The organism is Allopontixanthobacter confluentis (genome assembly GCF_009827615.1).
Classification (GTDB): domain Bacteria; phylum Pseudomonadota; class Alphaproteobacteria; order Sphingomonadales; family Sphingomonadaceae; genus Allopontixanthobacter; species Allopontixanthobacter confluentis.
The window spans coordinates 1584663-1600699 of sequence record NZ_WTYU01000001.1 but is presented as its reverse complement, the minus strand read 5'-3'; the positions used below and the strand labels follow the sequence as shown (position 1 = coordinate 1600699).

The window sequence follows — 16037 nt, the reverse complement described above, 5'->3', positions numbered from 1 at the left end:
GGTGGCATTGGCAGCGGCATGAACAGTTTTGCCACCATCATCCTTGCCGCCGGCAAGGGCACTCGCATGAAAAGTGACCTGCACAAGGTCCTTCACCCTATTGCCGGCCGGCCGATGCTGGACCATCTGATGGCTTCTGCCGGCGAGTTGAAGCCAGCCCACACCGTCGTGGTTGTGGGTGCAGGGCGCGAACAGCTGGAAAATGCCCTGGGTGACCGGGCGCGGACCTGCCTGCAGGAGCCACAGCTGGGCACCGGCCATGCAGTGCAGCAGGCGCAGGATGCGCTTGCAGGGTTTTCGGGTGATGTCCTGATTCTTTACGGCGACGTGCCCTTTGTGCGCCCCGCCACCATGCAATCCATGCTCGACCGGCTGCACCAACCCGATGCGCCTGCGGTGGTGGTGCTGGGCTTCGAACCAGATGACGCGCTCCAATATGGCCGAGTCATCGCAGATGCCGAAGGCCGTATAACCAAGATGGTCGAATTTAAGGATGCGAGCGCGGAAGAACGCGCCTGCACCCTGTGCAATTCGGGCCTGATGGCGGCGCGTTCAGAAGATTTGTTCGATCTGCTGGCGCGGGTGGGCAATGATAATGCGCAAGGCGAATATTACCTTGTCGATATCGTCAATGTCGCCAATGCCGACGGGCGCCGCAGCGCGGTTGTGACCACGGATGATCCGGCAGAAGTGGCCGGTATCAACAGCCGCAAGGAACTGGCCGATGCAGAACGCCAATGGCAGGAATTCCGCCGCGATGAAGCCATGGCCGATGGCGTATCGCTGAAAGCGCCCGAAACGGTATTTTTCAGCTGGGATACAAAGCTGGGCCGCGATGTCACCATTGAACCCAATGTCGTGTTTGGCCCCGGCGTGACCGTGGCGGACAATGCCACCATCCGCGCATTCAGCCATCTGGAAGGGGCAAGTGTGGGCGAATTTGCCAGCGTTGGCCCCTATGCCCGCCTGCGGCCCGGAACGGTGCTGGAAGAAAGCGCGAAAGTGGGCAATTTTGTCGAGATAAAGAACGCGACAATGGGCAAGGGGGCCAAGGCGAGCCACCTCACCTATCTGGGCGATGCCAAGATTGGCGCTGATGCCAACATCGGGGCAGGCACCATTACTTGCAATTACGATGGATATTTCAAACATCAGACGGTGATTGGCGAACGCGCCTTTATCGGGTCCAATTCATCGCTGATTGCGCCAGTGAATATCGGCGCGGATGCAATCGTCGCGGCTGGCAGCGCGGTCAGCCGCGATGTGGACGCGGGCGAATTGCGGATGGTGCGGGCCGAACAATTGGTGAAGCCGGGCTGGGCCGACCGTTTCCACGATACAATGAAAAAGAAGAAGGCAGCGCGCAGGAAGTGAATAATGTGCGATGGCTGTCAGCGGCAGCTTTGGCGCTCTTCGCGCTTGCTGGATGCTCGCCTGAGCCTGCTTCTGATGCGATAGAGGCGGACACGGCGCCAGCGCAGGGTAAGTTTGCAGAAGAGCCGGCTGAACAGCCAGTCCCTGCCACTGATGCACAATGCAGCAGTGGGGAGCAGACCATCTTTTCCTGCAAGTTCGCAAGCGGCAAGCGGGCGTCGGTCTGCGTGACCGAAGGTGATAGCGGCTTTGCGCAATATCGCTTCGGCTCAGACGGTGCTGCGCCGGAACTGGCATGGCCTGCAACTCCGGATGCGGGCAAGCTTGCCTGGGCCAGCGTGGCGTATTCTGGCGGCGGCGAAGCCCAGATCAGCTTTGCGCGGGGAAATACGCGCTATATCATCTACAGCCGCATCATCCGGACCAACTTTGCAGCGGGCGAACCCAATAACCCTGCGATTGAAGATGGGGTGCTGGTGCAGGCAGCGGATGGTCAAATGAGCGACCTGCGCTGTGATGTTGCCAATGTTGCGCCGGTCAATGTGGAGCTTGCGGAGAAATACGCGGTAAAGGCGGATGACCTGTTCACTATAAGCGAGTGAATTGGACAAACAAAAAGGGCGACCCGGGGGCCGCCCTTTTTCATGCCAAAAGTGACGAATTCAGGCTTCGTCGACGTGTTCTGCCAGAATGGTTAACCCATTGTCGCCCACTTCGGCAAAGCCGCCGCGCACTGCAATGGTTTCCGGCGCGCCGCCTTCAGTCTTGTAGACCTGAACGGCGCCATCGCGGATGGTGGACATGAACGGCGCGTGGCCTTCCAGCACGCCGAACTCGCCTTCCGCACCGGGGACGACCACCATGTGGACGGCTTCCGAACGGACCAGCTTGGCCGGAGTGACAAGTTCAAAGTGAAGTGGCATCAATTTGGTCCCTTTGGCGGCAGCAAGGCAACAGTGAGAGAGGACTGTACGCCCACACCTTCGTTAGCGATATGGTTTGGCCCGTTCATAATCGCGATCATTAGTCCATTACGCAGCAGTAGTTCTTCTTTCATCATTCCGTTGAATGTTCCGGATCGTCTCTCGTCATATTCCCATGAGGTGGTTCGCCGAAGATCGTTCACGAATTTCACCCGTCCGCGGAGCCCATCTTGCGTATCTGCGGTTATTACCCGGCAAGCTGATGAATTCTTGGCTGTGGAAATATAAACGTTAGCATCATCCCGACCGATTTTCGCGAAGATGCGATCCGACGTGAAGAGGGGCCCAGTGTTCGCCTTGATCTCGTCGGCAACATCATCAACCAACTGCACATCAAGCGATTCTAGCTCCTCCAAATGGTCGGGCGTCAGTATCCCTTGCTGAATAACGTGCTGGGCACAAAGCTTGAAGCCCAATTCGAGCCGATCGGAAACAATGTTAGGCCTCTCGCCAGGTTCTGGTGGCGAAGGGGCCACCTGAGCCAATACGAGAAGCAAACCCATCATTGTGCTCAGGCTTCCTCAGCCATTTTCTTGGCCTTGGCAACGGCATCTTCGATGCCGCCAACCATGTAGAAGGCGTTTTCTGGCAGGTGGTCATATTCGCCGTCAACCACAGCCTTGAACGAAGCAACCGTGTCTTCGATCTGGACGAACTTGCCCGGGATGCTGGTGAAGACTTCGGCCACGTGGAAGGGCTGGCTGAGGAACTTCTGGATCTTGCGTGCGCGCTGAACGGTCAGCTTATCTTCTTCCGAAAGCTCGTCCATGCCCAGAATGGCGATAATGTCCTGCAGCGACTTGTACTTCTGCAGCGTTTCCTGAACGCGGCGAGCCGTTTCGTAATGCACCTGGCCGACCACGCGTGGTTCCAGAACGCGGCTGGTGGAATCGAGCGGGTCAACCGCAGGATAGATGCCGAGTTCGGAAATGGCGCGGTTCAGCGTGGTGGTTGCGTCCAAGTGGGCAAATGACGTTGCTGGGGCAGGGTCGGTAAGATCGTCTGCGGGAACGTAAATGGCCTGCACCGAGGTGATCGAACCCTTGTTGGTAGAAGTGATGCGTTCCTGCAGATTGCCCATATCGGTCGACAGGGTAGGCTGATAGCCCACTGCCGAAGGAATACGGCCAAGAAGTGCGGACACTTCGGAACCGGCCTGGGTGAAGCGGAAGATGTTGTCGACGAAGAACAGAACGTCCTGGCCTTCTTCATCGCGGAAATATTCCGCCATGGTGAGGCCCGACAGAGCCACACGTGCACGTGCGCCCGGGGGTTCGTTCATCTGGCCGAACACCAGCGCAACCTTGGAACCTTCGGACGTGGCATTGCCGTCCGCATCCTTGGCGATAACGCCTGCGTCGAGGAATTCGTGATAAAGGTCGTTACCTTCGCGGGTGCGTTCACCCACGCCGGCGAACACGGACACGCCGCCGTGACCCTTTGCGATGTTGTTAATCAGTTCCTGAATGAGAACCGTCTTGCCCACGCCGGCGCCGCCGAACAGGCCGATCTTGCCGCCCTTTGCGTAAGGCGCGAGAAGGTCGATGACCTTGATGCCGGTAACCAGAATGGCCGCTTCGGTCGACTGGTCGACAAACAGGGGTGCTTCTGCGTGGATCGGGTTGCGCTTGTCAGCGCCAACCGGGCCGCGTTCGTCAATCGGTTCACCGATCACGTTCATGATGCGGCCAAGCGTCTTGGGGCCAACCGGGACGGAGATCTGCGCACCGGTGCTGGTGACGGTCTGGCCGCGGGTCAGGCCTTCGGTGGCGTCCATTGCGATGCAGCGGACGGTGTTTTCACCAAGGTGCTGCGCCACTTCGAGGACCAGCTTGTTACCGTTATTGTCGGTTTCCAGGGCGGTCAGGATCGAGGGCAGTTCACCGGGGAACGCAACGTCGACGACGGCGCCGATGATCTGGCTGATGGAGCCAGCGGTAATCTGGTTAAGGGCGGGGGCGGTGGCCATGGTTTCTTCCTTGCCTTCGTTGCTTAAAGCGCCTTGGCGCCAGCGGTTCTACTTGGTGCTACAGCGCTTCCGCACCAGCAATAATTTCAATCAGTTCAGTGGTAATCGCGGCCTGGCGGCTGCGGTTGTACTGAATGGTCAGCTTGTCGATCAGTTCGCCTGCGTTACGCGTGGCATTATCCATCGCGGTCATCGAGGCACCCTGCTCGGATGCGTTATTTTCCAGCAACGCGCCGAAAATCTGGGTCTTGAGATAACGCGGCAGCAATTCTTCCAGAATGGCTTCTTCATCAGGCTCATATTCCACCACAGCGCCGGTATCGACAGGGGCGATTTCCGGTGCAGGCACAGGGATGATCTGCTGCTGGGTCGGTTCCTGCGTCAGCGCCGACTTGAAGTGGCTGAAGAACAGGTGGGCAATATCGAATTTGCCCGCCTGATACATATCAACCAGTTCATCAGCGATGCGTTCGGCTTCGCCATAACCCGGTTCGCGGACATCGGTGGTGTCGAACTGCGTGCCGACCAGGGCGGGGAACGCCCGCTTGATCGGGGCGCGGCCCTTGCGGCCAACGAGGTAGAATTCCACTTCCTTGCCGTCCGCGATCAGGGCGCGGGCCTTGACCAATGCGGAGCGGACGATGTTGGAATTGAACGCGCCCGCCAGGCCCTTGTCGGAATTGGCAACCACCAGCAGGTGGCGCTTGTCCGAACCGGTGCCCGAAAGAAGTTTCGGCGCATCGTCACCGCTGACCTTGCCGGCCAGCGATGCCATGACATCCGAAAGCCGCTTGGCATAGGGACGCGCAGCTTCAGCTGCGGCCTGCGCTTTACGCAGTTTTGCCGCCGCAACCATCTGCTTGGCCTTGGTGATCTTCTGGGTCGATTTGACCGAGTTGATCCGACCCTTGAGTTCTTTAAGCGAGGCCATTTCGGCTCCCTTGGTTCTCTACAGGCTTACGCGAACTGCTTGGCGAATGCGTCAAGCGCGGAAACCGTGCTTTTCTTCACATCGTCATCGAAGTTCTTGGTGCTGCGGATGGTGCCGAGAATATCGGCGTGTTCCGAACGCATGTGGCTCAGCATGGCTGCTTCATATTCCACAACGCGCGCTGCCGGGATGGCATCGAGATAGCCGTTGGTGCCAGCGAAGATCGACACGGTCTGTTCTTCGAATGGAAGCGGGCTGTACTGTGGCTGCTTGAGCAGTTCCACCAGACGCGCGCCGCGGTTCAGCAATTTCTGCGTCGATGCGTCGAGGTCGGAACCGAACTGGGCAAACGCCGCCATTTCACGGTACTGCGCCAGTTCCAGCTTGATCGAGCCGGAGACCTTTTTCATCGCCTTGGTCTGGGCGGCACCGCCCACACGGCTAACCGACAGACCAACGTTAATGGCCGGACGGACGCCCTGATAGAACAGCTCGGTTTCCAGGAAGATCTGGCCGTCGGTGATCGAGATCACGTTGGTCGGGATGTAGGCGGAAACGTCGCCGGCCTGCGTTTCGATGATCGGCAGGGCAGTCAGCGAACCGCCGCCATGCGTGTCATTCATCTTGGCAGCGCGTTCGAGCAGACGTGAGTGAAGATAGAACACGTCACCCGGATAGGCTTCGCGGCCCGGAGGGCGACGCAGCAGCAGGGACATCTGGCGGTAAGCCACAGCCTGCTTGGAAAGATCGTCATACACGATCACGGCGTGCATGCCGTTGTCGCGGAAGAATTCACCCATGGCGCAGCCGGTGTAAGGCGCGAGGAACTGGAGCGGTGCAGGCTCCGAAGCGGTCGCGGCAACCACGATGGAATATTCCATAGCGCCGTTTTCTTCGAGCGCCTTTACAATCTGGGCAACGGTCGAGCGCTTCTGGCCGACAGCAACATAGATGCAGTAAAGCTTCTTGCTTTCATCATCACCGGAATTGTTGTTCTTCTGGTTGATGAAAGTGTCGATTGCGACAGCCGATTTACCGGTCTGACGGTCACCGATGATCAGTTCGCGCTGGCCGCGGCCAACAGGAACGAGCGCATCAATCGCCTTGAGGCCGGTCTGAACAGGTTCATTCACCGACTGGCGCGGGATGATGCCCGGAGCCTTCACTTCAACGCGGCTGCGCTGCGTGGTGGCAATCGGTCCCTTGCCGTCAATCGGGTTGCCCAGCGCGTCAACCACGCGGCCGAGCAATTCCTTGCCAACGGGAACGTCCACAATGGTGCCGGTCCGCTTGACGACATCGCCTTCCTTGATTTCGGCGTCAGAGCCGAAAATCACGACGCCGACATTGTCGGCTTCAAGGTTGAGGGCCATGCCCTGCACACCGTTGGAAAATTCGACCATTTCACCGGCCTGGACATTGTCGAGACCGTGGATACGGGCAATACCGTCACCTACAGAGAGGACGGAGCCGACTTCGCTTACTTCAGCTTCGGTGCCGAAATTAGCAATCTGGTCCTTGATGACCTTCGAGATTTCTGCCGCGCGGATTTCCATTTTCAGCCTTTCCCAACGGCAGTCTTGCCGTCAGCCTTCTTCATAACGTTAGCGAGGGAATTTAATCGGGTTTTGATCGAACCATCGATTCGCGTGGACCCGATGGTGACGACAAGGCCGCCAAGCAGGTCGGGATCGACATTCGTCTTCAATTTCACAGTGCGCCCTTCGCGGGCCGTCAGCCGGTCCTTGAGCGATGCAATCTGGCTATCGGTCAGCGCATGGGCGCTGGTGACTTCGGCCGTCACTTCGCCGCGCTGGGCGGCCGCGATGGTGTTGAAGGCACGAATCATCGACGGCAATTCTGCCAGCCGGCGGTTCTGCGCCAATGTGCCAAGGAAGTTCTGCGTCAGTTCCGAAATGCCGAGCAGGGCGGAAACGCCCCAGATGGCTTTCTTCGCTGCATCGCGCGAAACTTCTGGATTGGTCGTGAGCGCACGAAAGTCAGTCGATTCGCGCAAGGCGGCATCAACCTTCTCGAGGTCGTTTTCGACCGCGGTCACATTACCTTTTTCAGCGGCTAGTTCGAACAGGGCCGAAGCGTAACGGCCTGCCAGGCTAGCCTGAATACCGGCGGAAATTTCCACGCGTTTTGGTCCTCTTGGGTCCGGAAGGAACGATGTTGGGGCCAAACCTGAAAGGGGCGTGCAAAACACTGCCCCAAGAGCTGGCCTTGAATGGCTGGCGCGCCCCTATCATCGGGGATGCACAGATGCAACCCGCCACTGGCCTGTAGATTTCCCCAAAATCATATTTTCCGATATGGTCTCCGATATGGTCTGCTGTGAAGCTGCGCAAATGGCCTGGTGGGAAAGGACAATCAGTATGGCTTTGGCAATGACCCCGCTGGCACCAAGGGCAGGTGTGGAAATCACCGGCATCCAGCTTGCCTGCATTGATAATGCTGATCTGGAAGCCCTGCAAAACGCCGTTTTCGAACATGGCGTGGCGCTATTGCGCGATCAGGACCTGTCGCCCGATGACCATATCGCATTGGCGCAGCGTTGGGGCGGGATCGACATCAACAATTATTTTCCGCTGGAAGATGAATATCCTGAAATTGCCATTGTTCGCAAAAAGGCTGACCAGAAAACCAATATCGGCGGGGCGTGGCATACGGACCATTCCTATGACCAGATCCCGGCCATGGGTTCGATCCTGGTGGCGCGCCTGTTGCCCCCATCAGGCGGAGATACGCTGTTTGCCCATATGGGCGCGGCCTATGATGCGCTGTCGGCGGAATTAAAGGCCCGCGTTGACGGATTGCGCGCTTTCCACACGGCCGACCATGTCTATGCGCCTGACGGCATTTACGCCCGGACGGACATGGGGGCGGACCTGCGCGGGCAGGATATGAAAACAGGCGCCACCCATCCGGTAGTCATCCGCCACCCGCGCACGGGCCGCAAGCTGCTCTACGTCAATCCGTCCTTCACGATCCGGTTCGAAGGGCAGACGCGGGAGGAAAGCCTGCCCCTGCTACGCCAGCTTTATGACACAGCGATGCTGGAGGAGAACCAGTGCCGCGTGGTGTGGCAGGCAGGTACGGTCGCCATCTGGGATAACCGTTCAACCTGGCATAATGCGCTGAACGACTACCCCGGATTTGCGCGGGAAATGCACCGAATCACCTTGAGCGGCGAGCCATTGGCCGCCTGATGCCGGCCTGATGCCGGCCTGATGCCGCGCGCTCCACTGCGGCAAACCTATTGCGTCAGATGTCCGTTTTCAGGCGCGCAGCTATAGATCAGCCGCTCGTTCGGGCTGGATGGCAGGGCTGCCAGCACGCCGCCTTGCAGATCACCCAGCTTGCCCGCGGCATTGGCCGTTCCGCATTGGGGCGGCGAATATCCGCTGCGTGCTGAACGCGCTTCGTTCATGGCGCTGCGATTGAGGAGATAGCGATCGGTGCGGAAAGTCCGGGTGGCAGGATCATAAATGTTGACCGACACTGCGGCTTCGGAATTGGGCACGAACACACGGGACCACTTGCCGCCGGAAAAGCCATATTGGGTGCGCTTGTTCACGCAGCCATCTTCGGCCCAGTCAAATTGCAGCTGTGTGTCGGGTGTGCCGGTAATGCGGCTGCGGTCCACGTCCAGCGTGCACACCAGCGGGCCGGTGCTGGCCCCTGCGCCGAAGCCATCGCTGCCATTGCCGTCATCGCCGCCATTTGCCGCATCCTCCTGCATGGCCTCGGCCACGCGGCGGTCAATCTCATCAAGGCCAGGGCGGGTGAACCACAGCGCCAGCGCGGCCACGGCGGCCACGGCTGCAATGCCGCCGCCAATGGCAACCAGCCGTTCCTTGCCCGCCGCGCCATGTGCCTGCCACGCCGCTGCGCCTGCACCAAATGCCACCAGCATCAGCAGGAAGGCTGCGGCCATGCGGTTTTCCCGTTCGCTGGTCACGGCTTCTTCTGCCTCAGCCTCGGCGCGGCTGCGTTTTTCGCGCGTTTCGTCGGCGCGCTGGGCCATTCCCTGACGCGCTGACAATTGTTCCCGCTCGATCCGGTCGCGTTCAACCTCGTCAATATCGGCCAGGCTGCGGCACGGCAGCGCGTTGACCGGCGGATTGATGCCATTAGCTTTCAGAAAGGGGACAAGTTCGCGATTGGATACCGCAAAATAAAATTCCGCGTCCGATCCGTCCGAATCCGCGCCGAAGCTGTTGACCCCCAGCACCCGGCCGCAGCTATCCAGCAGTGGCCCGCCGGAATTGCCGCGTGCGATAGGGGCAGTGTGCAGGATGGTGTCAAATTGCCGCGATGGCCGCGCGCCTGATAAAAAGCCGCGGCTTTTGACAGCTGGCTGCGATTCGAAAATATCGTTCAGGCTGAGGCCTTGCGCGCGGTCCACATTCATCGGGTAACCGACTGCGGAAACCTCCGCCCCGTCCTGGTCGTCCGCGCCAGAAATGGTCAGCGGCGGCAGGCGCAAAGTGGTGCCGACAATTTCCACCAGCGCCAGATCGTTGCGCGGGCTGATGGCAATGATGCGGGCAAATGCCGCCCCGTCCCCGTCTGACGGCACGATCCCGATACGCATGGTATCATCCTGCTGTGCCTCGCGCACGACATGGGCATTGGTGACAATGCGGGTGGGCGAAATGGCAAAACCACTGCCATGGCTGACGGGGAAGACATCACGCCCGTCGGTGCCGATTATCACCACGCGCACTACGCCGCGCGCTGCGGCTGAAATGTCGGCCGGGTCTGCATGGGCAGGCCGGGGCAAAACCACAGATGCAAGCAGAGCCAAAAAGCCCAGCGATGCAATCATCATGGCATGGAAAAACCGGTTCATCCTGCATGCTTTAGGCGAGCGAACGGTTTGACCGCAAGCCTCGGGAAGCACGGCCTGCCCCATCAGCCTATCTGGTGGACCACACCCAGGAATGGCATAGGATGGCATGATGATCGAAAAACCCGTCACTGACGAGCAACGCTGGCACATTGCAGCGGCGCGTGACCGCCGGTTTGACGGCGTGTTTTTCACAGGTGTCCATTCGACCGGCATCTATTGCCGCCCGTCCTGCGCTGCCAAAACGCCAAAACGGGAAAATGTGCGGTTCTATGCCTCTGCCGCAGATGCAGAGGCGGCTGGCCTTCGCGCCTGCAAACGCTGCCGCCCCGAAGCGCAGTCACGCGATGAAGCGGCCGTGGCGCAGGCGCTGTCGGTTCTCAAATCCAGCCAAAACGCGGTTCCGCTTGCACAGCTGGCGGCTTTCAGTGGCTATTCGCCGACCCATTTCCAGCGGCTATTCACCCGCGCTGTGGGGTTGAGCCCCGCTGCATTTTTCCGCGCGCTGCGGCGCGAACGGGCTGGCGCCGCATTGCAATCGGGCAATAGTGTAACGGCTGCAATTTATGACGCAGGCTATAATGCCCCGTCGCGGTTTTATGATGATGCAGGGAAACGCATGGGAATGGCACCATCGGCATGGCGTGACGGGGCAAGCGGCGTCACCATCAACTGGGCGGTGGTGCAAACCAGCCTTGGCCCGATGCTGGTGGCAGCAACGGACAAGGGCGTATGCCGCCTGTCTTTTGGCGAGGGTGAAGCCGCGCTGGCCGCCCGTTTCCCCAAGGCAGATCTGGTCGAAGGCGGCGCAGGCTTTCGGACTTTGTTGCAGCAAGTGATATCGGTCGTAGAAGCGCCGGGCACGGCCAATGACATTCCGCTGGATGTGCAAGGCACCGCCTTTCAGGAAGCGGTGTGGCAGGAATTGCGCAGAATTCCGGCGGGCGAAACCCGTTCATACGCGCAAATTGCCGCCGCGGCGGGCAACCCCAGGGCCGTGCGTGCGGCAGGGTCTGCCAATGGCGCGAATAATGTGGCGGTGCTCATCCCCTGCCACCGTGTGGTCCGCTCCGACGGGTCGCTGGGCGGCTATGCCTATGGCCTGCATATCAAGCGCAAATTGCTCGACAAGGAAGGCGTTTCGTCAGATTGAAGCAGTTGCCGCTGACCTTCCGGCGGCCTGCATGAACGGGGCAAACGCATGACCGAAAAACCTGTTGCGCTGGCTGATCCTGCACGCCCGCTGTGGCGCAAAATTTGGGAATTTCCGCTGGTCGCGATGGTGGTTGCCATAGCGGTGGTGGCAGCCTGCATTGCAGGGCTGGGCGCCTTGTTCAACGTGCTGCCAGTGTTCGACGATGACAATCTCAACCTTGTCGTGCGCGGGCTGGCAAGCGTGATTGTGACCTTTGCCGCTTACAAGCTGATCATCAGGCGGCTGGGCGAACGCAGGCATGACGATTTGCCATGGAAGGGCGCATTGGGGGATACTGCGCTTGGGCTTGGTGCAGGTTTTGCAATTTTCACCACAGTGGTCGGCGCCGCTACGCTGGCGGGGGTCTATCGCATCACCGGATGGGGCAACTGGACCGATTTTGTCGAAATCGTGATGAGCGCAGGGCTGGTGGCAGGCTTCATGGAAGAATTGCTGATGCGCGGCATAGTGTTTCGCTGGATGGAAGAATTCGCCGGAAGCTGGGCCGCACTGGCGGTCAGTTCGCTGGTGTTCGGCCTGCTGCACATGGGCAACCAGCATGCCACGCTGTTCTCCTCGCTGGCCATTGCCGTGGAAGCGGGCATTCTGCTGGGCGGGGCCTATATGCTTACCCGGTCGCTGTGGCTGGCAATCGGCATTCATGCGGGGTGGAACGTGACGCAGGGGTTTATCTATGATGTGCCGGTTTCGGGCAATGCGTGGCAAGGCATGGTCGAAGCGCGGCTGGCGGGGCCGGAACTTCTGACCGGCGGCGCTTTCGGGCTGGAAGCCTCGGTCATCGCGCTGGTGGTGGCCACAGGTGCCGGCATCTGGATGGTGGTGCGCGCCCGGCGTGAAGGCAATTTCATGCAGCCATGGTGGACCCGCCGGCGGATTGCGCGAATGGAACAGGCCGCAATCGCAGAATGAGCGCAGCGGGGACTACCCCCGCTGCGGTTCAATTCAATTTAGCCAGACAAGCGAACTTGGCCAATTAATCCAGCTTGGGAGGAACACCCGGCTCGCATTTGGCCCATGCGCGCTGATAGGCAGGCCGTTCGCCAATGCGTTTGAGGTATGCCTGCACATTGGGATAGGCATCAATCGGCGCTTCGCGGAACATGCGCGCCGTGGTCAGGCAATACACCATCATGATGTCGGCTGTGGTCAGCTGGCTGCCGCCGAAAAATTCCGCTTCGCCCAGCCGCGCTTCGACCATGTCCCACGCTTTTCTGGTGCGGTCCGCCACAAAGCTGGCGGGCATGTCGTTACGCGGTTCTGCCATGTTCAGCATCAACTGCATCATGCCATTGGTCATGAACGTGCCATTGGCAGAATGCAGCCAGAACAGATGGTCGGGATAATCCGCACTCCCCACCTCAGGCGATAATTTCGCCGCCCCATGTACATGGTCGATATATTCGCAAATGGCGCCGCTTTCCCCCAGCACCAGATCGCCATCCTGAATGACAGGGGCAATGCCCATCGGGTGCAGTGCCTTATATTCGTCAGGCGCCAGCCGGTTGTCGGCCCGCCGGTCATAGCGTTTGAATTCGTAATCCAGCTCCAGTTCCTCGCACAGCCAGACAATCCGTTCCGATTGCGAAATTCCAAGATGGTGGACTGTAAGCATGGTGCGTGTTCCTTGATCATTGCTGCGCCCAACATGTTCGGGCGCACCGGTTTTCCTATCAGTTCAGTCCTGTGGAGCAATAGCTCAGGCCAATCACTCTACGTGCCAGCCATGCGCATCAGACGAAGGAATAGGGGTCGATATCAATTGCCACGCGCACACCCTGTGGGAACTTCAGTGCGCCCAGCCAGTCGCGCAATATGTCCTGCAACTGGGCAGAACGGCGGGCGTTGATCAGCAGCCGGTAACGGTATCGCCCGCGCAGCAGCGCCATGGGGGCGGGCGCCGGGCCCAATATGGCCACATCGGGCAGGTTGGGGCGGGTGCCGCCAATGGCACGGGCCGCTTCCTTGGCCTCGTTTTCATCTTCGGAGGATATGATGATCGCGGCCCAGCGCCCGAACGGCGGCGCACCGGCATCGCGGCGGGCCTCTGTTTCTGCTTCGTAAAATGCATCCCTGTCACCTGCTGCCAGCGCGGCAATAACCGGCGCTTCGGGGTGGCGCGTCTGGATCAGAACCTCTCCAGGTTTGGCGCCGCGACCGGCCCGTCCGGCAACCTGCGCCACTTGCTGATAGGTCCGCTCTGCCGCGCGCAAATCCCCGCCTTCCAGGCCAAGGTCGGCATCGACCACGCCCACCAACGTCAGTTCAGGGAAATGGAAACCCTTGGTCACCAGCTGTGTGCCCACGATTACATCAATCGCGCCTGCTTCTGCTTTGGCGACGAAATCCGCGGCTTTTTCGGGCGAATTCAGCGTATCGGACGTGACCACGGCAATTCGCGCGCCGGGCATGATTTCTGCCACTTCATCCGCAATGCGTTCCACCCCCGGCCCGCAGGCGACAAGGCAATCCGGCTCCCCGCATTCAGGGCAGGTGGCAGGCGGCTGCGTTTCATGCCCGCAATGGTGGCAGGACAGGCGCTGGGACAGGCGGTGTTCGACCAGCCACGCGCTGCAATTGGGGCATTGAAAGCGGAACCCGCAATTGCGGCACAAGGTCAGCGGGGCATAGCCGCGCCGGTTGAGGAACAGCAGCGATTGTTCGCCCCGTTCTAGCCGCAATTTCATTTGTTCAACCAGCCGGGGGGCCAGCCAGCGGCCCCGTTCCGGCTTTTCCTCCGTCAGATTGACAATACCGATATCGGGCAAGGTCGCCCCGCCAAACCGGCTGGGCAGTTCAACTTTCTCGTAAATGCCGCTGTCCGCCATTTGCAGGCTTTCCAGCGCGGGCGTGGCACTGGCAAGAATGACGGGAATTTTCTCGAAATGGCCGCGCATCACGGCCACGTCTCGCGCATTGTATCGCACCCCTTCATCCTGTTTGAAGCTGACTTCATGCGCTTCATCCACCACGATCAACCCCAGCCGCCGATAGGGCAGGAACAGGGCCGATCGCGCGCCCACCACCACCTGGGCATCGCCACTGGCGATGGCCCGCCATGCGCGGCGGCGTTCGGTGGATTTCAGGCTGGAATGCCACACGATGGGCGCGGCGCCGAAGCGGTCTTCGAAGCGGCGCAGGAATGCTTCGGTCAGCGCGATTTCCGGCAGCAGCACCAGAACTTGCTTGCCCATGCGCAGGGCGGCGGCCATCGGCTCGAAATAGGTTTCCGTCTTGCCTGACCCTGTCACCCCGTCGAGCAGGAAGGGCGCAAATTCTTCCGCTTTTACAGCTGCGGTAAACCGGTCTGCCACTTCGGTCTGCTCAGCGCTCAGTTTCGGCTGGGCAAAATCGGGCTGCGCCTTGGGGTAAGGGCGGTCGATGTCCACTTCCACAGGTTCCAGCACGCCCTGATTGACCAGCCCGCGCAGCACCCCTTCGCTCACGCTGGCAAGGTCTGCCAATTCGCGGATGGTGGATTGTTCGTTCTGCAGGGCATCCATCGCCACTGCGCGCTGCGGGGTCATGCGTTCCGGCTCTGCCCCGCTCAGCCGGTATTCGATCATTTTGGATGGTCCGCGCAAGGCCCCGCCCGATGCCAGCACCATACGCGCGACCGATGCCAGCCGGGCGCAGTAATAATCCGCTGTCCACTCGATCAGCCGCCGCAACTGCGCTGGCAGGGGCGGAACTGGCAGCACTTCGATCAGCGGGCGCAGTTTGTGCTCCGGAACCGGCTCTGTCGGCAACCGTTCTGCTTCCCACACGATCCCGATGATCTGGCGGGGGCCAAGCGGCGCGACGACGACCGAGCCGGGTTCCACCACCATGCCATCGGGCACGCGGTAATCCAGCGGGCCGAGCGCGGCATTGAAGATGAGAAGTCGGGCGCGGTTCATGATCAGGGGTCCAATAGGGCCCTTCTATGCAGGACGCTTGGTGGGAGCGGCAAGGTAAGGAATTATGAAATGACCGAATTATTGATCCCCGCAGCCCAAAACGCAGTCTCCCGCCCGGTTGGCAGGCGCGCATTCATGGTGGGCCTTTCCGCCACCGGCCTGTTGGCGCTGCCCGCCTGTTCGTCTATTGGCGGCTTCGGCCTTGCCGATGCTATCCGCCGGATGCTGACCCTGTCCAGCGAACGGGCCTTTGCCCGTCTGACAGCAGATGGCGGTTTCTGGGACCAGCAAGTGGCGCAGATTGGCCTGGCCAATCTGTTGGGCACGCGGGGCGATATCCTGTCGAATATTCTGACTTCGTCCCTGTTCAAGTCGCGGCTGAATGGGGCCTTTGCCGATATCGCCATCGAAGGCGCTTACCGCGCCGCGCCCATCGTGGCCGATGCGGTGCGCGTGATCGGGTTCCAGAATGCGGTCGATCTGGTGCGCGGCGGGCCGACTGCGGCTACCAGTTTCCTGCGCCAGGAAATGGGCGGCCAATTGCTGGAAGCCATGGTGCCGGAACTGGCGGATGCGATGCGCGTGGCGCAGGATCCGCTGGTGGGCCAGGCCCTGTCAGCTCTGACTGGCGTGAACGTCTCGCAAGTGGCCAACACTTTTGGCGCACGGGTGAACGACACGATCTGGAATGAAATCGGCCGCGAGGAAGCAGCCATTCGCGCCAATCCGCGCAGCACCAATGATCCGCTGATTATTGGCACTTTCGGCACCGGGTTCTAATTTCAGCCCGCGCGGTAATTCTTGCCGCTC

15 protein-coding genes are annotated in these 16037 nt (G+C 60.2%); 6 read left to right on the top strand and 9 right to left on the bottom strand.

Annotated features, from left to right (window positions below; genetic code table 11):
* Positions 1 to 18: 18 nt before the first annotated feature.
* Together glmU and GRI44_RS07510 are read left to right on the top strand one after the other, a co-directional pair.
* Positions 19 to 1374 carry a bifunctional UDP-N-acetylglucosamine diphosphorylase/glucosamine-1-phosphate N-acetyltransferase GlmU gene (gene glmU, locus GRI44_RS07515; protein ID WP_160600825.1) on the top strand — a complete coding sequence of 452 codons (1356 nt, stop codon included), beginning with the start codon at positions 19 to 21 and terminating at the stop codon, positions 1372 to 1374.
* 227 nt (positions 1375 to 1601) lie between these two features.
* A complete protein-coding gene (locus tag GRI44_RS07510) occupies positions 1602 to 1976 on the top strand; it encodes a hypothetical protein (protein ID WP_160600823.1) in 375 nt (124 codons plus the stop codon).
* 60 nt (positions 1977 to 2036) lie between these two features.
* Here the strand turns inward: GRI44_RS07510 and GRI44_RS07505 are convergent, their stop codons facing one another.
* The 6 genes from GRI44_RS07505 to GRI44_RS07480 are packed head-to-tail and all read right to left on the bottom strand — an operon-like array spanning position 2037 to position 7400.
* Positions 2037 to 2297 carry an ATP synthase F1 subunit epsilon gene (locus GRI44_RS07505; RefSeq protein ID WP_160600821.1) on the bottom strand — a complete coding sequence of 87 codons (261 nt, stop codon included), beginning with the start codon at positions 2295 to 2297 and terminating at the stop codon, positions 2037 to 2039.
* A complete protein-coding gene (locus GRI44_RS07500) occupies positions 2297 to 2863 on the bottom strand; it encodes a hypothetical protein (protein ID WP_160600819.1) in 567 nt (188 codons plus the stop codon). The genes GRI44_RS07505 and GRI44_RS07500 overlap by 1 nt, the downstream gene beginning before the upstream one ends.
* Before the next feature lie 5 nt (positions 2864 to 2868).
* On the bottom strand, positions 2869 to 4326 hold the full coding sequence (gene atpD, locus GRI44_RS07495; RefSeq protein ID WP_160600817.1) for a F0F1 ATP synthase subunit beta: 1458 nt from the start codon (positions 4324 to 4326) through the stop codon (positions 2869 to 2871).
* A gap of 58 nt (positions 4327 to 4384) precedes the next feature.
* The gene (locus GRI44_RS07490; protein ID WP_160600815.1) at positions 4385 to 5257 is read right to left on the bottom strand and encodes a F0F1 ATP synthase subunit gamma; all 873 of its coding nucleotides are present in this window, start codon (positions 5255 to 5257) and stop codon (positions 4385 to 4387) included.
* Positions 5258 to 5283: 26 nt separating this feature from the next.
* Positions 5284 to 6813, bottom strand: a complete 1530-nt coding sequence (gene atpA / locus GRI44_RS07485; protein WP_160600813.1) for a F0F1 ATP synthase subunit alpha — start codon at positions 6811 to 6813, stop codon at positions 5284 to 5286.
* Positions 6814 to 6815: 2 nt separating this feature from the next.
* The gene (locus tag GRI44_RS07480; protein ID WP_160600811.1) at positions 6816 to 7400 is read right to left on the bottom strand and encodes a F0F1 ATP synthase subunit delta; all 585 of its coding nucleotides are present in this window, start codon (positions 7398 to 7400) and stop codon (positions 6816 to 6818) included.
* A 238-nt stretch (positions 7401 to 7638) separates the two neighbouring features.
* Here GRI44_RS07480 and GRI44_RS07475 point away from each other — a divergent pair, with 238 nt between their 5' ends.
* Positions 7639 to 8472 carry a TauD/TfdA dioxygenase family protein gene (locus GRI44_RS07475; protein WP_160600809.1) on the top strand — a complete coding sequence of 278 codons (834 nt, stop codon included), beginning with the start codon at positions 7639 to 7641 and terminating at the stop codon, positions 8470 to 8472.
* Positions 8473 to 8519: 47 nt separating this feature from the next.
* On the opposite strand, the gene GRI44_RS07470 is transcribed toward GRI44_RS07475, so the two are convergent.
* Positions 8520 to 10118: a S1C family serine protease gene (locus tag GRI44_RS07470; RefSeq protein ID WP_232843005.1), complete on the bottom strand. Its 1599-nt coding sequence runs from the start codon at positions 10116 to 10118 to the stop codon at positions 8520 to 8522.
* 106 nt (positions 10119 to 10224) lie between these two features.
* Here GRI44_RS07470 and GRI44_RS07465 point away from each other — a divergent pair, with 106 nt between their 5' ends.
* Together GRI44_RS07465 and GRI44_RS07460 are read left to right on the top strand one after the other, a co-directional pair.
* Positions 10225 to 11268, top strand: a complete 1044-nt coding sequence (locus GRI44_RS07465; protein WP_408609190.1) for a bifunctional transcriptional activator/DNA repair enzyme AdaA — start codon at positions 10225 to 10227, stop codon at positions 11266 to 11268.
* 48 nt (positions 11269 to 11316) lie between these two features.
* Positions 11317 to 12240 carry a CPBP family intramembrane glutamic endopeptidase gene (locus tag GRI44_RS07460; protein WP_160600807.1) on the top strand — a complete coding sequence of 308 codons (924 nt, stop codon included), beginning with the start codon at positions 11317 to 11319 and terminating at the stop codon, positions 12238 to 12240.
* Positions 12241 to 12304: 64 nt separating this feature from the next.
* Here GRI44_RS07460 and GRI44_RS07455 read toward each other — a convergent pair whose 3' ends face one another.
* Together GRI44_RS07455 and GRI44_RS07450 are read right to left on the bottom strand one after the other, a co-directional pair.
* Positions 12305 to 12943, bottom strand: coding sequence for a glutathione S-transferase family protein (locus tag GRI44_RS07455; protein ID WP_160600805.1), 639 nt, complete (start codon positions 12941 to 12943; stop codon positions 12305 to 12307).
* Positions 12944 to 13061: 118 nt separating this feature from the next.
* Entirely contained in the window at positions 13062 to 15227 is a 2166-nt protein-coding gene (locus tag GRI44_RS07450) for a primosomal protein N' (protein ID WP_160600803.1), read from the bottom strand.
* Between the two features lie 69 nt (positions 15228 to 15296).
* Between GRI44_RS07450 and GRI44_RS07445 the strand changes: the two genes are divergently transcribed.
* The gene (locus tag GRI44_RS07445) at positions 15297 to 16007 is read left to right on the top strand and encodes a DUF4197 domain-containing protein (protein ID WP_160600801.1); all 711 of its coding nucleotides are present in this window, start codon (positions 15297 to 15299) and stop codon (positions 16005 to 16007) included.
* Positions 16008 to 16037: the final 30 nt, after the last annotated feature.